Source organism: Paraglaciecola chathamensis S18K6 (genome assembly GCA_000314955.1).
GTDB classification, from domain to species: Bacteria; Pseudomonadota; Gammaproteobacteria; order Enterobacterales; family Alteromonadaceae; genus Paraglaciecola; species Paraglaciecola chathamensis.
Genome location: BAEM01000043.1, coordinates 128,216 through 142,545, shown reverse-complemented (window position 1 = coordinate 142,545; position 14,330 = coordinate 128,216). Strand labels below are relative to the sequence as shown.

Sequence of the window (14,330 nt, the reverse complement as noted above, 5' to 3'; positions counted from 1 at the left end):
ATGAAGTGTATTAAAGCAGGGTTAGGCCTAGGGTTGTCGCTGGCGTTAGGGCAAGCGGCTTGGGCGCAGACCGCGAATTCAGTACAGGATGAGTCCCAGCTTCCGTTACTCGCATCGAAATCACTGTGTGTGGTTGACGAAGATTGTTTGTTTGAAAACTGGTATGTACAAGCGAGTTTAGGCTATGCGTCAGGAGCGAGTTCAGAACAAAATATCTATAACGAAGCGCAAAACATTGGCTTTGAAGTATATGACATTGATGTGGACGACTCTCGAAGCGCCTTTAAATTGGGAGTGGGCACATCTTTGAGTGAGAAATTCAGCTTAGAGTTCGGGTATACGGATTTAGGCGAGGTGAGTACCGCATTTACGACGACCACCACTGAGCCAGAGAAATTTCTTGATCTCGCTAGAGCAATCCATCCTGATTCGGTAGAGGGATTTACCGCCAGCTTAAATTATCAATTTTGGCGGCATCAAGACTGGTTTGTAAATGCGCGCGCAGGGCTGTATGTGTGGGAAAGCGAGTATGACTCTAGAGAGGTATTCAGCGACACGCCATTGCCTGCATTAGATGGTGAGGACGGCATCGACCTATACATAGGTCTCGGTGCGAATTACCGTTTATCAAAGCGTTTTCAAGTAAATGTGGAATGGGAGAGATACTACCTTGAAAGCGACGATGTGGATTTAATTACCTTAGGCGTGAGTTACCACTTCCATTAAACGCGAACACAACTTAGAGGCGTAAGAGCATGGCGGCAATCTTTACTAAATATAATCGACCTGGTTGTATACAAGGAGCTATGCTCACAAGCATCGTTTATTTATTACTTGGCGGATTGTTGGCCATTTTCGTGCACATAACGTTGGAAAAAGTGATCCAAGCACAAGCCAACGTCGCGCAGGAGGCTAATATTAGCGGGCAACAGCGAATGCTGTTGCAACGTGCCAGTCTATTTGCCACCGCATACTTATACAGTGAAGATATTGCTGCTAAGCAAACCAGCTTGCAAGCGTTAGGAACAATGCAGGCCAATCATCAACTATTACTCGAACCACACTATAGCGCACTGAAAAATGGGTTAGCCTCGCCTTTGTCGCCCGAGCTACAAGCGCTATATTTTACCTCAGATAATAATGTGAGTGATCAGCTTAATGCATTTGGAGAACAAATTTATTACGCGTTAAACTTACAGGTTAAGCAAGGCGATACTAAATTGGATGCAAAAGCGTTAATGGAAATGGCATATACGCCGTTACTAAATAGCCTAAACGAGGTGGCTTACGAGTACGAAAGTCAAGACAACGAAAGAATGAGCACATTAAAACTAACTCAGTTTGTGGTGTTCTGGCTTATCGTGGCTATTATGGTCATTGGCTTCATCGTCATCATATTGAATGCCAAAAAACAGCGCAAAAATTTGGCTATTTCTAAAATTCTAAATGTTAATTCTGAGCAAACTAAACCAATGTTTAATCGCAAAGCATTTGAATTATCTGCATCTAAACTTATTGCTACTGCGCGCAGACATAACGAGACAATGAGTATATTGGCTTTCGATATAGACCGCTTTTCACGAATACTTACTCACCAGGGGCATGACGTCGCTGAAGATGTGTTATCTCATGTGGCCCAAGGGCTGTTAACCATCTCTCGAGAATCAGATTATCTCGGGCGCGTTGCTGATGACAAGTTCGTGCTGCTATTACCAAAAACGTCAGCAGCGCAAGCTTTATGCTTAGCCAACAAAATACGCGCATTTTTTAATGATATGCAAGTTCATGATGTTCCAAATGGTATTCATGTATCGGTAAGCATAGGTGTCACTGAACTAGAAAAAGAAGACAGCATGCTACAACATATTATTTCCCGTGCGGACAATGCCTTGAGAGGTAAAGAAAACCAAGGTAACGCTAGGGTCTGCATGGCTTAATAGAATCACTTGATTAAGCCTATCTAATTTCCTCTTTGTTCTTTCATTAGGTATTACTGCTACTATTGTTCATAACAAGCGACTGACCTGCGTAATGCGTAGCGGTTGTAAATGAACGTAGCGGTTGTAAATAAACGTAGCGATTTATATGCACGTAGCGTTTTCAAATGAAGCAATGGAGATAAGCGAATGACAGATAAGCCAAGATTAACCACCAGTGCAGGTGCACCAGTGCCTTCCAATCAAACCTCGAAATCAGCCGGAGAGCGGGGGCCATTACTGCTTACTGATTACCAATTGATCGAAAAACTTGCTCATCAAAATCGCGAGCGCATTCCAGAGCGCGCCGTGCACGCAAAGGGCTGGGGATTGAAAGGAAAATTCACAGTTACCCATGACATCAGTCAATATTCCTGCGCTAAATTATTTTCACAAATTGGAAAAACAACTGAAGTGCTCAGCCGTTGGTCAACGGTGGCCGGTGAGTCAGGGGCGGCAGATACAGAACGTGATGTGCGCGGCTTTAGCCTTAAGTTTTATACCGAAGAAGGTAATTGGGACATGGTAGGGAACAATACGCCAGTGTTCTTTATACGAGACGGCTTTAAGTTCCCTGACTTTATTCGCACTCAGAAAAGGCACCCAAAAACAAACTTGCGGTCTCCCGAGGCTATGTTTGATTTCTGGGCAGCACAACCGGAATGTGTGCACCAAGTGACCATTCTAATGTCAGATCGCGGGATCCCAGTCAACCCTATGTACATGAATGGCTATGGTAGCCATACGTTTAGTATGTGGAACAAAGATGGTGAACGCCATTGGGTGAAATTCCACTTTAAAACGCAGCAGGGACATAAGCATTATACTAATGCAGAGGCCGAAGCTCTGACCGGTAAAACTCGCGAGGCTTATCAAGAAGATTTGTACAACGCGATAGAAGAAGGCAACTTTCCGAAATGGACCATGTACATCCAAGTCATGCCTGAGTTAGATGCAGAAAATCAGCCGTTTAATCCGTTTGATATTACCAAAATCTGGCCTCATGGTGACTTCCCGCTGATTGAAGTAGGGGAGCTAGAGATGAACGAGAACCCTGAGAACTATTTTCAAATGGTAGAGAATGCTGCTTATAGTCCATCTAACGTTGTTCCTGGAATTGGATACAGTCCAGATAAAATGCTGCAAGCGCGGGTCTTTTCCTACGCTGATGCACACCGCTATCGTTTAGGAACGCACTATGAAGCTTTGCCTGCGAATGCGGCTAAAGCATCTAACGTGCAGCATTATCATAAAGATGGCGCGATGCGTTTTTTCACTAATGATTTTGGCAACCCAGATGCTTATTACGAGCCGAATCAACATAACGGACCAGTCGCTGATGCCAGTGTAGAAGAACCACCACTGCGCATCGACGGTGATGCAGCGCGATACGACCAACTCGAAAGTGATGCAGATTACGTTCAGCCACGCGCTTTGTATGAAATGTTTGACGCTGAGCAAAAACAGCGCCTATATGAAAATTACGCCGCAGCAATGGGGCCATGCTCATCGGCAGTTAAAGAACGTTGGTATGCGGTACTTGAAAAGGTACACCCTGATTATGCAAAAGGGGTGCGTCAGGCGAATGAAAAGCTAGACAGTGACACGAACGCTGTACCGATCACGGATGATACCCCAGCACGCTAGTTAAATGCTGTGACAAAGATTAAAGGCCGCTAAGAGCGGCCTTTTTGTGGGTGTTATTCGCTGTCCAGTCGTTTTATACCATAAGGTGACGTTGCGATATGGCTTGCAAGCAAAGAAAGTAAACAATACCCCACAAAATAGAAAAAACCATCTCCAACGGCTGAGAGCGTTTGAGTGCTAATATCAATACCTAAGGTAAAACCGAATAAGGTGAGGGTTTCTTGGGATAGAGTGTCGGCGTGATTAGTCGACAAAATAGCCAAAAATACTGCCACGACAAACACGTCTGCCATCGACCATTTCCCTATTGCAGATACAAACTGCGATAGATTTCGTCGGACGTTTATATTGCGGGTAAAATAAGCCAAACTCATCAATATTGTTTTTAGTATTGGGACGCACACAGAAAATAAAAAAATAAGCGCTGCGACAAGAAAGCGCTCTCCTTCCCATAATTCCTGTACCGTATTAAGGATAGATAGCTCTTTGTCTATTAATGTGGATGAAATACCTGCCGCGTTCAATAGAGCGGACATTTCCATGTTTAACGCAAACATGGGTAGGGTAATGCCGGGGATAAATAGCCCAATGGCAATAATATTTAATGCGAATGCAACGTGTTGTTTCAAAAAAGTAATCTCAAAAAAGGCTTTATTATTTTTCGAAACGATAAACGACTTTCAATGAATCATCCACCTCTGATTCAAGCACATAACCTATCGTTTGTTTTGAGCTACGCAATTCATCTAGCATTTCATCATTAGTGGCATAGCTACTGGGGGGGCTAGCACGGCCTGAAAAGAGCAATCGAGCCCAGTAAGCATTAATTTTTTCTTCACTTTTATTAACCAATAAACGATAAAATTTTTGTTTCGCATCGCTGCCAGCAACGCGGTCCAGAGGTCTGGCGACCACGCCATTTGGAAAGGTGTTGTACCTGCCCATATAAATATCAATCACTTGTGTTTTACTAAGTGCTTCAACGGGATTGTTTTTACCTACCACGACAACCAAAGCATGTGCTGAGTATGAACAGGAAACGAACAAGAAAAAGGTGATGAGATGGATCATGCACTGGCGCATGTTAAAACACCCAATTCAAGCTAAGACTTGCCACATTGACAGTATGGTCTGCTTCGGGCTCATTATATACGCGCCATAATGCATAATCATCGTCTGCGATAACACTATGATCCAATTGTAATTTTGCCACTAAAGAGGCTGAGAACATCCAATTTACGCCTAAGCTAAAGGTATGCTGGTTAGCTACATTTTGCTCAAGCGCCTCACGTATTAACGGCCTAAATGACTGTATTGCAGCAGCGATAGCGGCAGGAGCGTTAGGTGAAATCTCTCCAACTCTGTCACTCAAGTTGTTTTTAGTCGGCTCTACTGCGGATACAGTAGCAAAATACGTCATACCGTCATTTTGATACCCTAAGCTAACGTAGCCAGATACTGTGTCTCTTTCTATATCCCACTGTGAATTGATGAAGCCAATTTCAGATTGCACTAGCCAAGTGTCATTATCAAACCGGTAACCTAAGCCAAAAAATTGCTGCTTTTTACCGACAAAATCAAAACGCTCCCTTAGTCGAGGCCCCCCAGGCCAGATGTTAGGTGGAAACAAGGCTATAGCGTCATCAATGGTGTTGAGGTCGGCGCTAAAATCATTTACTCTCGCATCAAGAAATGATGCTCTAACCTGCCAATTATTTTGCTGATATGACGCTGAGGCCATTAGCATATTAGTAAAATGTACGTCTAAACCATCCCCCGTGGTTGCTATTGATGCGTCGGTTTCGCCATAGCCTAATTTTGCGGTAAAGAAACCATCGCCCAGTGAGCGCTTAAAAAGAACATCTCCTCCTTCGAATTGAGAAACTGATGTCACTTTTGAATAAAACTCCGCTGGTGGTCGTGCCCAGAGGTACGCATAACCTACAGACTTGTACTCTGACAAAAAGTAGATATCGGTATTCATTCTACCGCCACGTAATTCTAAGCGATTATTTAAACGGTAACGTAGAAAGGCCACATCTAAATAGTTAATTGCTTTTTCATCCAGCTTATCGCGATATACAGCCTGAATCACTGCGTCCCATTGTGGGCTGATGTTGATGTTGGCTTGCAGGCCTATCAAAGAGTCAGGTGCTAAAGACAGCCCAGTGCGACCAGGAATTTTTAAGTTAGGGCGAAAACCCAAATCATCGCTATCGTTATAGATTGCCCCTAATGTAGCAAAACCATTCAATTTAACTTTATCGTTCGCGGCGAAGCTATCCGACACAGCACATAAACTTAGCATTAATAAGCAGGCAGCAAAATGCAGTTGTGAACGTTTGAAATGTAGCATGATTAACAATTTACTCGGTCTTTAGCATTAAAATACGTTGTTAGTTTCTGCTGCGCTAAATAATAAGCTTTTAACATGAAACTACCCCTTAACTAGGTAAATTACCTTTTAGTTTGTCCATTACCATGTCGTTATGACTAGTTAAGCTCTGTGCTGCCAGAAGTATAGCGGCCAATATTAGGTTATCAGTATCAAAAACTATACTAAATAATGTGCCTAAATACCCATGTTCCATCATTGCAGTCTACAGTTAAAGCCTGTTTTAAACGGTTAGAGTAAGAACGTTGCGCTCACTCATTGCTATTTTCACTATTTGTTTTGCCACCCAGATATCTGCAGCTGAGTTAAATTGGCAGCAAACGTTACAGTGGTTGAAACAATCGTTGCCGCAAAGCACTGAACTCGATTTTAATAAAAAAAGCATTAAATTCGACGGGTGTCATCAACGAGATTATCAACTGACTTTTCATCAAAAATTTGGTGATGCGATTTCAGTTGATACGCAAGTGGGCTATGTCAAAGGTGAATTAAGCTGGGGGGCGCACAATCAAAAAACAACCACACGTCAGTGGGCTATTTTACCCCGCTATCGTTTGAATCATCATGTGAGTTTGGGGCTAGGGTACATCAGACAAATGGACACCAACCTTGAAACTTCCCAAGGTGCAGATATTCAACTTCCTGCGAGTAACCAGTGGCTATTGAGTTCGCGTTTTATGTTGAACTCAGAGCATCAGTATGTTGAGGTCGCTTTGTCGCGCGCGCTTTGGCAAGCAAACGACGCGGGACATACTTGGGCAGGCCAAGGACGCACAGACAAGCATATTAATTTGGTGTACGTCGCAAACTTTTAGCCTGTATGCCCCGCGCTATAGCTGATACTAAGCAAATACCACGGTTTTAGAGCGGTGAATAATCACCCTATCTTCTAAATGATAGCGAACACCATTCGCCAGCGCGGTCTTTTCACAATTCTTCCCTTTGCGAACCATGTCTTGCGCAGAATCACTGTGGCTAATACGCATTACCTCTTGTTCAATAATCGGCCCTTCATCTAAGTCGCTGGTCACATAATGACAGGTCGCCCCAATTAATTTCACTCCTCTGTCATAGGCTTGCTGGTAGGGTTTTGCGCCAGCAAATGAAGGTAAGAAGCTGTGATGTATATTAATCGCTCGCCCAGCTAGTTCTTTGCATAAAGAATCAGGCAGAATTTGCATGAAACGGGCAAGTACCGTTAAATCAATATTGTACTGTTTCAGCAGTTGACTAATTTGCGCAAACGCAGCTTCTTTTCCTAAGGTTTTGAAATCAATCCAGTGAAACGGAATGCTATGCCAATCAGCAAATTGTTTCATTTGTGGGTGATTGGCAATAATGCATGGGATCTCACAGTTCAACTCTTTGCTGTGCCAGCGGTGCAATAAGTCCATTAGGCAGTGAGATTCATGACTGGCTAACAAGGCCATTCTAGGCTTTTTGTTTGAATCTACGAGCTTCCAATTCATCGAGTATTTGTCAGCGATTGGGGTAAAAGCTAAACGAATTTGCTCGATATCCATAGTGAGAGAATTGGTGCAAATTTCATGACGCATAAAAAAGCGCCCTGTTTGTAAGTCTGTATGGTGGCTAGCTTCTACGATGGTGGCGTTATGCTGAGCTAAAAATTGGCTTACGCTGGCTACAAGACCAACTTGATCTGGGCAATCGATGACCAGTCTTAATGTTTGTTCCATGGGGAAATCATCACTTCAAAAATTTGCACCTGTTTTACCTTGCCTGCAGTGTAAGGTAAATAGCGAATCGTTATTGATTAGCTCAATTAGTATTATTTTTTGCTTAAAATGAAAAACGTGGTGAAAATGGCCAGCTTAATATTGGTCTATACAGGACTCCATAGGGGCTAGAAACAGATTCGTATAATGTCAGCTCAGTATTTTGAAACGTGAAGTTCGGTTCAATTAACGCTGCTGGAGGATTTTCATGGCATTTTCGAGCAAGGGTTAAATGAGAGATATAATCCCGTTTTTGCATTTTAATTCCGCACGTGGCAGCCGCTTTTTGTAAACAATCGACTAGTTCAAGCTGTTCTTTTGGTAGTGCTGTATTGCCTAGCCACAACGCTTTGGGTTTTGACCAATAACCTACGTAGTCCAAGGTGATGGAAAAGCACTGCATGTTCAAATGGCTATCCACGTATTGACTTAACGCGTCCAAGTGGTTCTCGGTTATTTCTCCTAAAAAAGCTAACGTTATGTGTAAGTTACTCGCTTTGACAGGGCTAAAAAAATGCGGAAACGCCTTTTCTCGCCAAGCGTCTATAGCAAGTTTGCTTGATGGGGGTGGGGTGAGTGCAAAAAAAGCGCGCATTAAGAACTCCTGAAATTTCTGAAAAATACACCATCAGAGGATACACTAATCACAGACCTTGTTATGGGGTCGTTGTTGATAACCTGTATGAGATAAAGCCTTGCCCACTGTGAAAATGTCATTACCCGTCGAAGAGATTCTACCTTCATTAAATAGTAGCCTACATAAGCGAGACGTTATTTTAGTCGCGCCGCCAGGGGCAGGCAAGTCCACATGTGTTCCCCTCGCTTTATTGGAGCATAGCGCCTTTGTAAAGCAAAAAATGATTATGTTACAGCCTAGGCGAATTGCTGCGCGCAATATTGCGCATTTTCTAGCGCGGCAATTAGGGGAAGAGGTAGGCCAAACAGTGGGTTATCGAATTCGTGGCGAGAGCAAAGTAGGTAAAGACACGCGTTTAGAAATTGTCACTGAAGGAATTTTGACGCGAATGCTACAAAATGACCCTGAGTTGCCAGAGGTTGGTTTGGTGATTTTTGATGAATTTCATGAGCGTAGTATGCACGCTGATTTTTCACTTGCGCTGTGCTTAGAAGTCAAAGACGCCCTTCGAGACGATTTGCGCCTATTGGTTATGTCAGCCACGCTTGACGTTTCAAGTCTCAGGGAGCTTTTGCCTAGCGCCGAGTCCATTGCTTGTAGTGGCAGAAGTTATCCTATTGAAACCAACTATCGGCCTGATACCAGCAATGGTTCAATCGTTGATAAAACTGCGCGCCTCACATTATTTGCCGCATCTGAGCACCAGGGAGATATTTTGGTGTTTTTGCCCGGCCAAGGTGAAATTCGGCGTTGTGAAAGAGCACTCGCCCAGTCGCTGACGAAAGACACCCAAATTCATTGTTTGTTTTCACAACAAGCAATGTCGGCGCAAGAGGCGGCCCTAACGCCAGACCCCCAAGGACGTAGGAAAATTATACTGGCGACTAATATTGCAGAAACCAGTTTAACCATAGAGGGCGTTAGTGTGGTGGTTGACAGTGGCATGCAAAAAAAAGCAATTTACCAGTTAAATAAGGGCTTAACCCAGTTACAAAGCCAGATGATTTCTAAGGCCTCAGCCACGCAACGAGCGGGCCGTGCAGGGCGCTTGGGACCGGGAGCGTGTTACCGTTTATGGAGTGAAGAGCAGCATCAGCGCTTTGTTGAGCATGACCAAGCAGAAATACTGACCAACGATTTATCGTCCTTTTTGCTCGAAGCCTGTATGTGGGGGGCGAAAATCACCGACTTTGCCCTTATTGATATGCCCAGCGAAGCGCAGATTACCCAAGCACACAGTGTATTAATGGGCTTGCAAATAGTTGATGAAAACTTGCAGGTGAGCCTGCATGGCAAGGCGGTGCACAGGCTTGGTAGCCAAGTTCATATAGGCACAATGTTGCTTAAAAGCCGACAACTGAGTCCTGCCCATCAAAGTCTAGCTTGCGCTTTAGCGGTTCTGCTAGAAGATAAAGACCCAATGGGTAATCAAGCGGGTAGTTTGTGTTATGAACGCCTAACGCTGTTACAGCAACAGAAAAATCATTCACTTTGGCGCGGGATACGCCAGTGGCATAAAAAACTAGAATGTAAGTTAACACCCTGGCCACTGGAAGACACCGCTGTGTTACTGGGCTTTGCTTTCCCGCATTGGATTGGCAAGGCAAGTGGTGCAGCGCGTTACGCACTGGTCAATGGTACTGGTGCCCAGCTTTTGGAGCATGACCCGTTAATCGGACAGGATTGGCTAGCTGTCGGTAACATGTTACTGACTGATAGCGGCCAAGCAAATGCCAGAATTACCCTAGCAGAACCTTTGAGTCGTCAGCAAATTGACCAGTATTTCAATCACCTGATCATTGCTGAAACTCGATGTGAATGGGATACGTCTCGGGCGGCTATTTCAAGTCACACTGTGCAGCGTTTAGGGCGCATTGTGATGCAAAAAACACCCAGCGCGAAGCCAAGCGGTGAACTAATCATCGCCCTTTGGCACAAGCAAATTGATGCGCGCGGTATAATGGGGCTGCCATTTAACGAGGCGGCACTACAACTTATCTATCGTTTGCGATTAGCTAAAAAACACCTGACGGATGGGCAATGGCCAGATGCCAGTGAGGCAGGCTTGCTAAACAGTGTAGAGCAATGGCTAATGCCATATCTACACGATGTATTGAGTTGGCAACAACTGACTAAAGTCGATTTCTACTCCCTGGTGCTTAATCAGCTGACTTATGCCGATCAGCAGGCGTTAAATCAGCTATTACCCACTAGTATTACCGTGCCTAGTAACAGCCGTATCCGCCTACATTACGACGAGACAGGTGGAGTGTCTTTGTCCGTCAGAATGCAAGAGGTTTATGGATTAACGGACACACCTAGCGTTGCTAGGGGAAACGTAAAAGTGCAAATGGTTTTACTCTCGCCAGCGGGACGACCGCTACAGCAAACACAAGATTTAGCCGGGTTTTGGCAAGGTAGCTACAAAGAAGTGCAAAAAGAAATGAAAGGCCGTTATCAAAAGCATTTCTGGCCTGATGATCCTGCAACAGCCCCCGCTACGACCAAAACAAACAAGCGCCGTTTAGCGTCAGGCTGAGCGCACTTTGTGGTAAAAATAAGTCGTGGTTGGGGTAATAGTAAATGGCACTATAGCGTTAGATTTGCTCGCGCTGCAGCGGTTTTAATACACAAAAATACACCTTTGGTACGGTTATTTACTTCAGGCCTACCTGTATTAACAGGTAGGATATGTCACAATAGAACAAAGAAATCTCCCCTTTGACACAGTATTCAATAAATGCCGAAAAAGCCCCAAAAAAAACAGCCTTCTTTGCCAAGTAAATTAAATCCATTTCGTTGGCTAATGCGCCATTGGTGGCGACTACTCATTATTATTGCAGCAGTTATCGCCGCCTACGGAGTATATTTAGACGCACAAATTGTAAAGCAATTTAGTGGCAATAAGTGGCAAGTACCCGCACAAATTTTTGCTCGGCCAATGCATTTAGAACTCAAGCAAGAAATCACTATAAAGGAAATAGTCGAAGAGCTAGAGTTGCTGGGGTATCGAAAAGTACGCCATGCTGACGATACGGGGGAGTATCAATTAAAAGCAACGGGGGTACGTATTCAGCGCAGGGCTTTTCATTTCCCCCACGGACAAGAGTCTGAAATTTCAGTGGACATCACTTTGGCCAATGGCCGCATCAGTAGCTTACGAAACCTAAAAAATAACCGAGCGCTGGATGAAATATACCTAGAGCCTTGGCTGGTTACCCGCTTGATGAGCAGTGGCCGAGAAGACCGCATGTTGGTTAATTTAAAAGGTGTACCCCCGTCTTTGATCAAAGCCTTAGTATTGGTTGAAGACAAGGACTTTTACCAGCATTACGGTATTGCACCCTTGTCGATTTTACGCGCGCTTATTGCCAATGTATCCGCCGGGCGCGCTGTTCAAGGTGGCAGCACCTTGACGCAACAATTAGTGAAAAATCTGTTTTTAACCAATGAAAAGTCACTCGTACGCAAAGCGAAAGAAGCGCTAATGGCGCTGATCATCGATGCGCGTTACAGCAAAGATGAAATTATTGAAGCGTATTTAAACGAGGTTTTTCTCGGCCAAAATGGTAATACTGGGGTACATGGGTTTGGCTTAGCGAGCTTATTTTACTTTGACCGGCCAATAGCTGAACTGAACGTGTCTGAGATTGCCACGTTAGTGGGGATCATCAAAGGACCGTCTTACTATAATCCTCGCCGTCACCCTGAGCGCGTCACGGAGCGCAGAAATCTGGTACTGCGTATTCTTTTTGAAAACAATGAGCTACAGCGAAGTGAATACGAGTACGCAATTAATCAACCTTTGAACTTAGCGTCAGGGGCAAGCTTAAAGTCAGGTAAACATCCTGCGTTTATGAACTTAGTACGCAGAGAGCTTAAAACAGTGTTAGCTGATCCAAACATGCGGGAGTCAGGCTTGAAAGTGTTTACCACTTTAGACTCGGTTGCGCAGCGTAAAGCAGAAGAAGCGGTGATCGCTGGAGTCGCCGCGCAGCAGAAGCGCATGAAATTAACTCAGTTACAATCCGCTATGGTCGTCACTGATATCAAAAGTGGTGAAGTGCGCTCTATTGTTGGCGATGCAAATCCTCAGTATCAAGGCTTCAATCGTGCTTTAGATGCTAAGCGTGCCATTGGCTCATTAATTAAGCCGACGATCTACTTAACAGCATTGGAACGCGCTGCACAATATAACTTAGCGAAACCCCTTACTGACGAGGCTATTAAGCTTAAAAGCACCTACGGTAAAATGTGGGAGCCAAAGAATGCGGACAAAAAATTCCGTGGCCAAGTGACGTTGGTCGACGCCCTAACTCAATCACTGAATGTGCCGACAGTAAATCTGGGCATGGAAGTCGGTTTAGATGATATAGCCTCAACGATCAGGCGCTTGGGCGTGAATGAGCCTATTGATATTTACCCTGCTATGACATTAGGCGCAGTAAATTTCTCGCCAATGCAAGTCAACCAAATGTATCAAACGATTGCCAATAACGGGCGCTATATACCTTTACATGCAGTTACTGCGGTTCTATCTCCTAAAGATAAGCCATTGTGGAAGTTTAGTGCCAGAGGCGAGCAAAGAGCGGATTTAAAAGCGACTTACTTATTAAACTATGCACTTCATAAAGTGACGCGCGAGGGAACAGCCAAACAAATAAGAAAGACGTTCGGCGACATCAATATGGCGGGTAAAACTGGCACCACTGATGACTATCGTGACAGCTGGTTCAGCGGCTTTGACAATAACATCTTGGTGACTACTTGGATGGGTAAGGACAACAACGAGCCGATTAATTTAAGTGGCGCAACGGGAGCCATGCAGTTATTCGTAGGTTATCAAAAGCTGCAGCAACCTAAGTCACTTGTTAGGCGTTACCCTAAAGGCCTTGGCATAGCACATTTCGATGAAGAAAGTGGAGCGCTTAGTCGCCCAGGGTGTGCTAACACTATCAGTGTACCGGCCATTTTAGATGCGCTGCCCCCCGTACCGAAAACATGTAACGGGGAAGTACGCGGGCCGCTCAAAAAGTCACTTTGGGAACGTTTATTTGGTAACTAATGGATGAGTAAATTACTTGTCTTTTTTATCTTTCATTGCAGGAAGGTGGGCTGATTTATTTAGCCTGTCTTGAATGAAAGATTCTGCACCATTGGTGGTGGTACATTTGATATTTCCGCCGGTTAAGCCAGCCAATATGGCTACACCTTTATTGGTGTAGCTAGAACAATCTGCCAGTATTTCATTTTCTTTTTCTAGCTTTTCGTCCTCAGTCAATTGACTGAGCTCAGGTTTGTCTAACAAACTAGGAGAGGTTTGCTCGCGTCGATAGCGTGCTGCCTCTTCTGCTGCTAACTCAGCGATCGATTGCTGCGTGCTGTTGTGCAGCTGGCCTTTTACCTTATCTGCAATGGTTTGTTCTTGCCCTTCTGCGAGCGTCGGTTTCTTGCTGCTTTCAGGCGGTGCTAAAGGGTCTTGCTGCATAAAACTGGCTTCACTTTCTGTTTTTGGCTGCGCTACCTCGGTGTTTGGGGGTTCTGGAACGGTTTCGGCAACGGCTTCTGGCTCCGGTTCAGGAGCTACAACTGGCTCAGGGCTGTTTATTGGCTCAGGGCTGTCCATAGGCTCAGGGCTGTCTATCGGCTCAAGGCTGTCAACAGGTGTTGATTCAACTTCAGCAGGCACCTCAATAGGCGGAAAGATCAACCGTGCGGTAATTGGTTTTATTTTCACTTCGCCATCTTTTGACGTATCGAAGTTGGGGATTTCATGTGGCGTTTGGGCAACAAGAAAAAGAATGCCTAGATGCAACAGCACAGACGCTAAAATTATCCATAATGTACCCGTTTTCGGTTTGGGTCTGGGTGGCAGGCTAGGGCTGAAATCCACTTTCATTGGGTAGTGTTCTGTTGTAAGCACGCGATCCTTAATGGGC

General features: G+C 44.6%; 12 protein-coding genes. 6 read left to right on the top strand and 6 right to left on the bottom strand.

Translation table 11 applies throughout. From position 1 onward, the window contains the following. The 3 genes from GCHA_RS16750 to GCHA_RS16740 all read left to right on the top strand — a co-directional run bounded on the left by GCHA_RS16750 (position 1) and on the right by GCHA_RS16740 (position 3,623). Positions 1-726 carry an outer membrane beta-barrel protein gene (locus GCHA_RS16750; protein ID WP_007990354.1) on the top strand — a complete coding sequence of 242 codons (726 nt, stop codon included), beginning with the start codon at positions 1-3 and terminating at the stop codon, positions 724-726. 80 nt (positions 727-806) lie between these two features. After that, the gene (locus GCHA_RS16745) at positions 807-1,937 is read left to right on the top strand and encodes a GGDEF domain-containing protein (RefSeq protein ID WP_318249004.1); all 1,131 of its coding nucleotides are present in this window, start codon (positions 807-809) and stop codon (positions 1,935-1,937) included. A gap of 189 nt (positions 1,938-2,126) precedes the next feature. After that, entirely contained in the window at positions 2,127-3,623 is a 1,497-nt protein-coding gene (locus GCHA_RS16740; RefSeq protein WP_007990349.1) for a catalase, read from the top strand. 53 nt (positions 3,624-3,676) lie between these two features. Here the strand turns inward: GCHA_RS16740 and GCHA_RS16735 are convergent, their stop codons facing one another. Genes GCHA_RS16735 through GCHA_RS16725 form a run of 3 tightly spaced genes read right to left on the bottom strand, consistent with a single transcriptional unit; the run spans position 3,677 to position 5,979 of the window. Beyond that, positions 3,677-4,252: a paraquat-inducible protein A gene (locus tag GCHA_RS16735; protein WP_007990347.1), complete on the bottom strand. Its 576-nt coding sequence runs from the start codon at positions 4,250-4,252 to the stop codon at positions 3,677-3,679. Between the two features lie 25 nt (positions 4,253-4,277). After that, entirely contained in the window at positions 4,278-4,706 is a 429-nt protein-coding gene (locus tag GCHA_RS16730) for a type 2 periplasmic-binding domain-containing protein (protein WP_007990345.1), read from the bottom strand. A gap of 1 nt (position 4,707) precedes the next feature. Continuing rightward, positions 4,708-5,979 (bottom strand): hypothetical protein, encoded by a 1,272-nt coding sequence (locus GCHA_RS16725; RefSeq protein ID WP_007990343.1) that lies wholly within the window; start codon positions 5,977-5,979, stop codon positions 4,708-4,710. 284 nt (positions 5,980-6,263) lie between these two features. On the opposite strand from GCHA_RS16725, the gene GCHA_RS16720 reads away from it, so the two are divergent. Further along, entirely contained in the window at positions 6,264-6,833 is a 570-nt protein-coding gene (locus GCHA_RS16720) for a hypothetical protein (protein ID WP_007990339.1), read from the top strand. Between the two features lie 27 nt (positions 6,834-6,860). On the opposite strand, the gene purU is transcribed toward GCHA_RS16720, so the two are convergent. Continuing rightward, positions 6,861-7,715: a formyltetrahydrofolate deformylase gene (gene purU / locus GCHA_RS16715; RefSeq protein WP_007990336.1), complete on the bottom strand. Its 855-nt coding sequence runs from the start codon at positions 7,713-7,715 to the stop codon at positions 6,861-6,863. A 103-nt stretch (positions 7,716-7,818) separates the two neighbouring features. Further along, positions 7,819-8,349, bottom strand: a complete 531-nt coding sequence (thpR, locus tag GCHA_RS16710; RefSeq protein WP_007990335.1) for an RNA 2',3'-cyclic phosphodiesterase — start codon at positions 8,347-8,349, stop codon at positions 7,819-7,821. Positions 8,350-8,464: 115 nt separating this feature from the next. Here thpR and hrpB point away from each other — a divergent pair, with 115 nt between their 5' ends. Both hrpB and mrcB read left to right on the top strand, forming a co-directional pair. Further along, positions 8,465-10,930, top strand: coding sequence for an ATP-dependent helicase HrpB (gene hrpB / locus GCHA_RS16705; RefSeq protein ID WP_039992675.1), 2,466 nt, complete (start codon positions 8,465-8,467; stop codon positions 10,928-10,930). Positions 10,931-11,131: 201 nt separating this feature from the next. Continuing rightward, positions 11,132-13,456, top strand: coding sequence for a penicillin-binding protein 1B (gene mrcB, locus GCHA_RS16700; protein ID WP_007990330.1), 2,325 nt, complete (start codon positions 11,132-11,134; stop codon positions 13,454-13,456). 12 nt (positions 13,457-13,468) lie between these two features. Here mrcB and GCHA_RS16695 read toward each other — a convergent pair whose 3' ends face one another. Further along, positions 13,469-14,290, bottom strand: coding sequence for a hypothetical protein (locus tag GCHA_RS16695; RefSeq protein WP_007990328.1), 822 nt, complete (start codon positions 14,288-14,290; stop codon positions 13,469-13,471). Positions 14,291-14,330 lie beyond the last annotated feature (40 nt).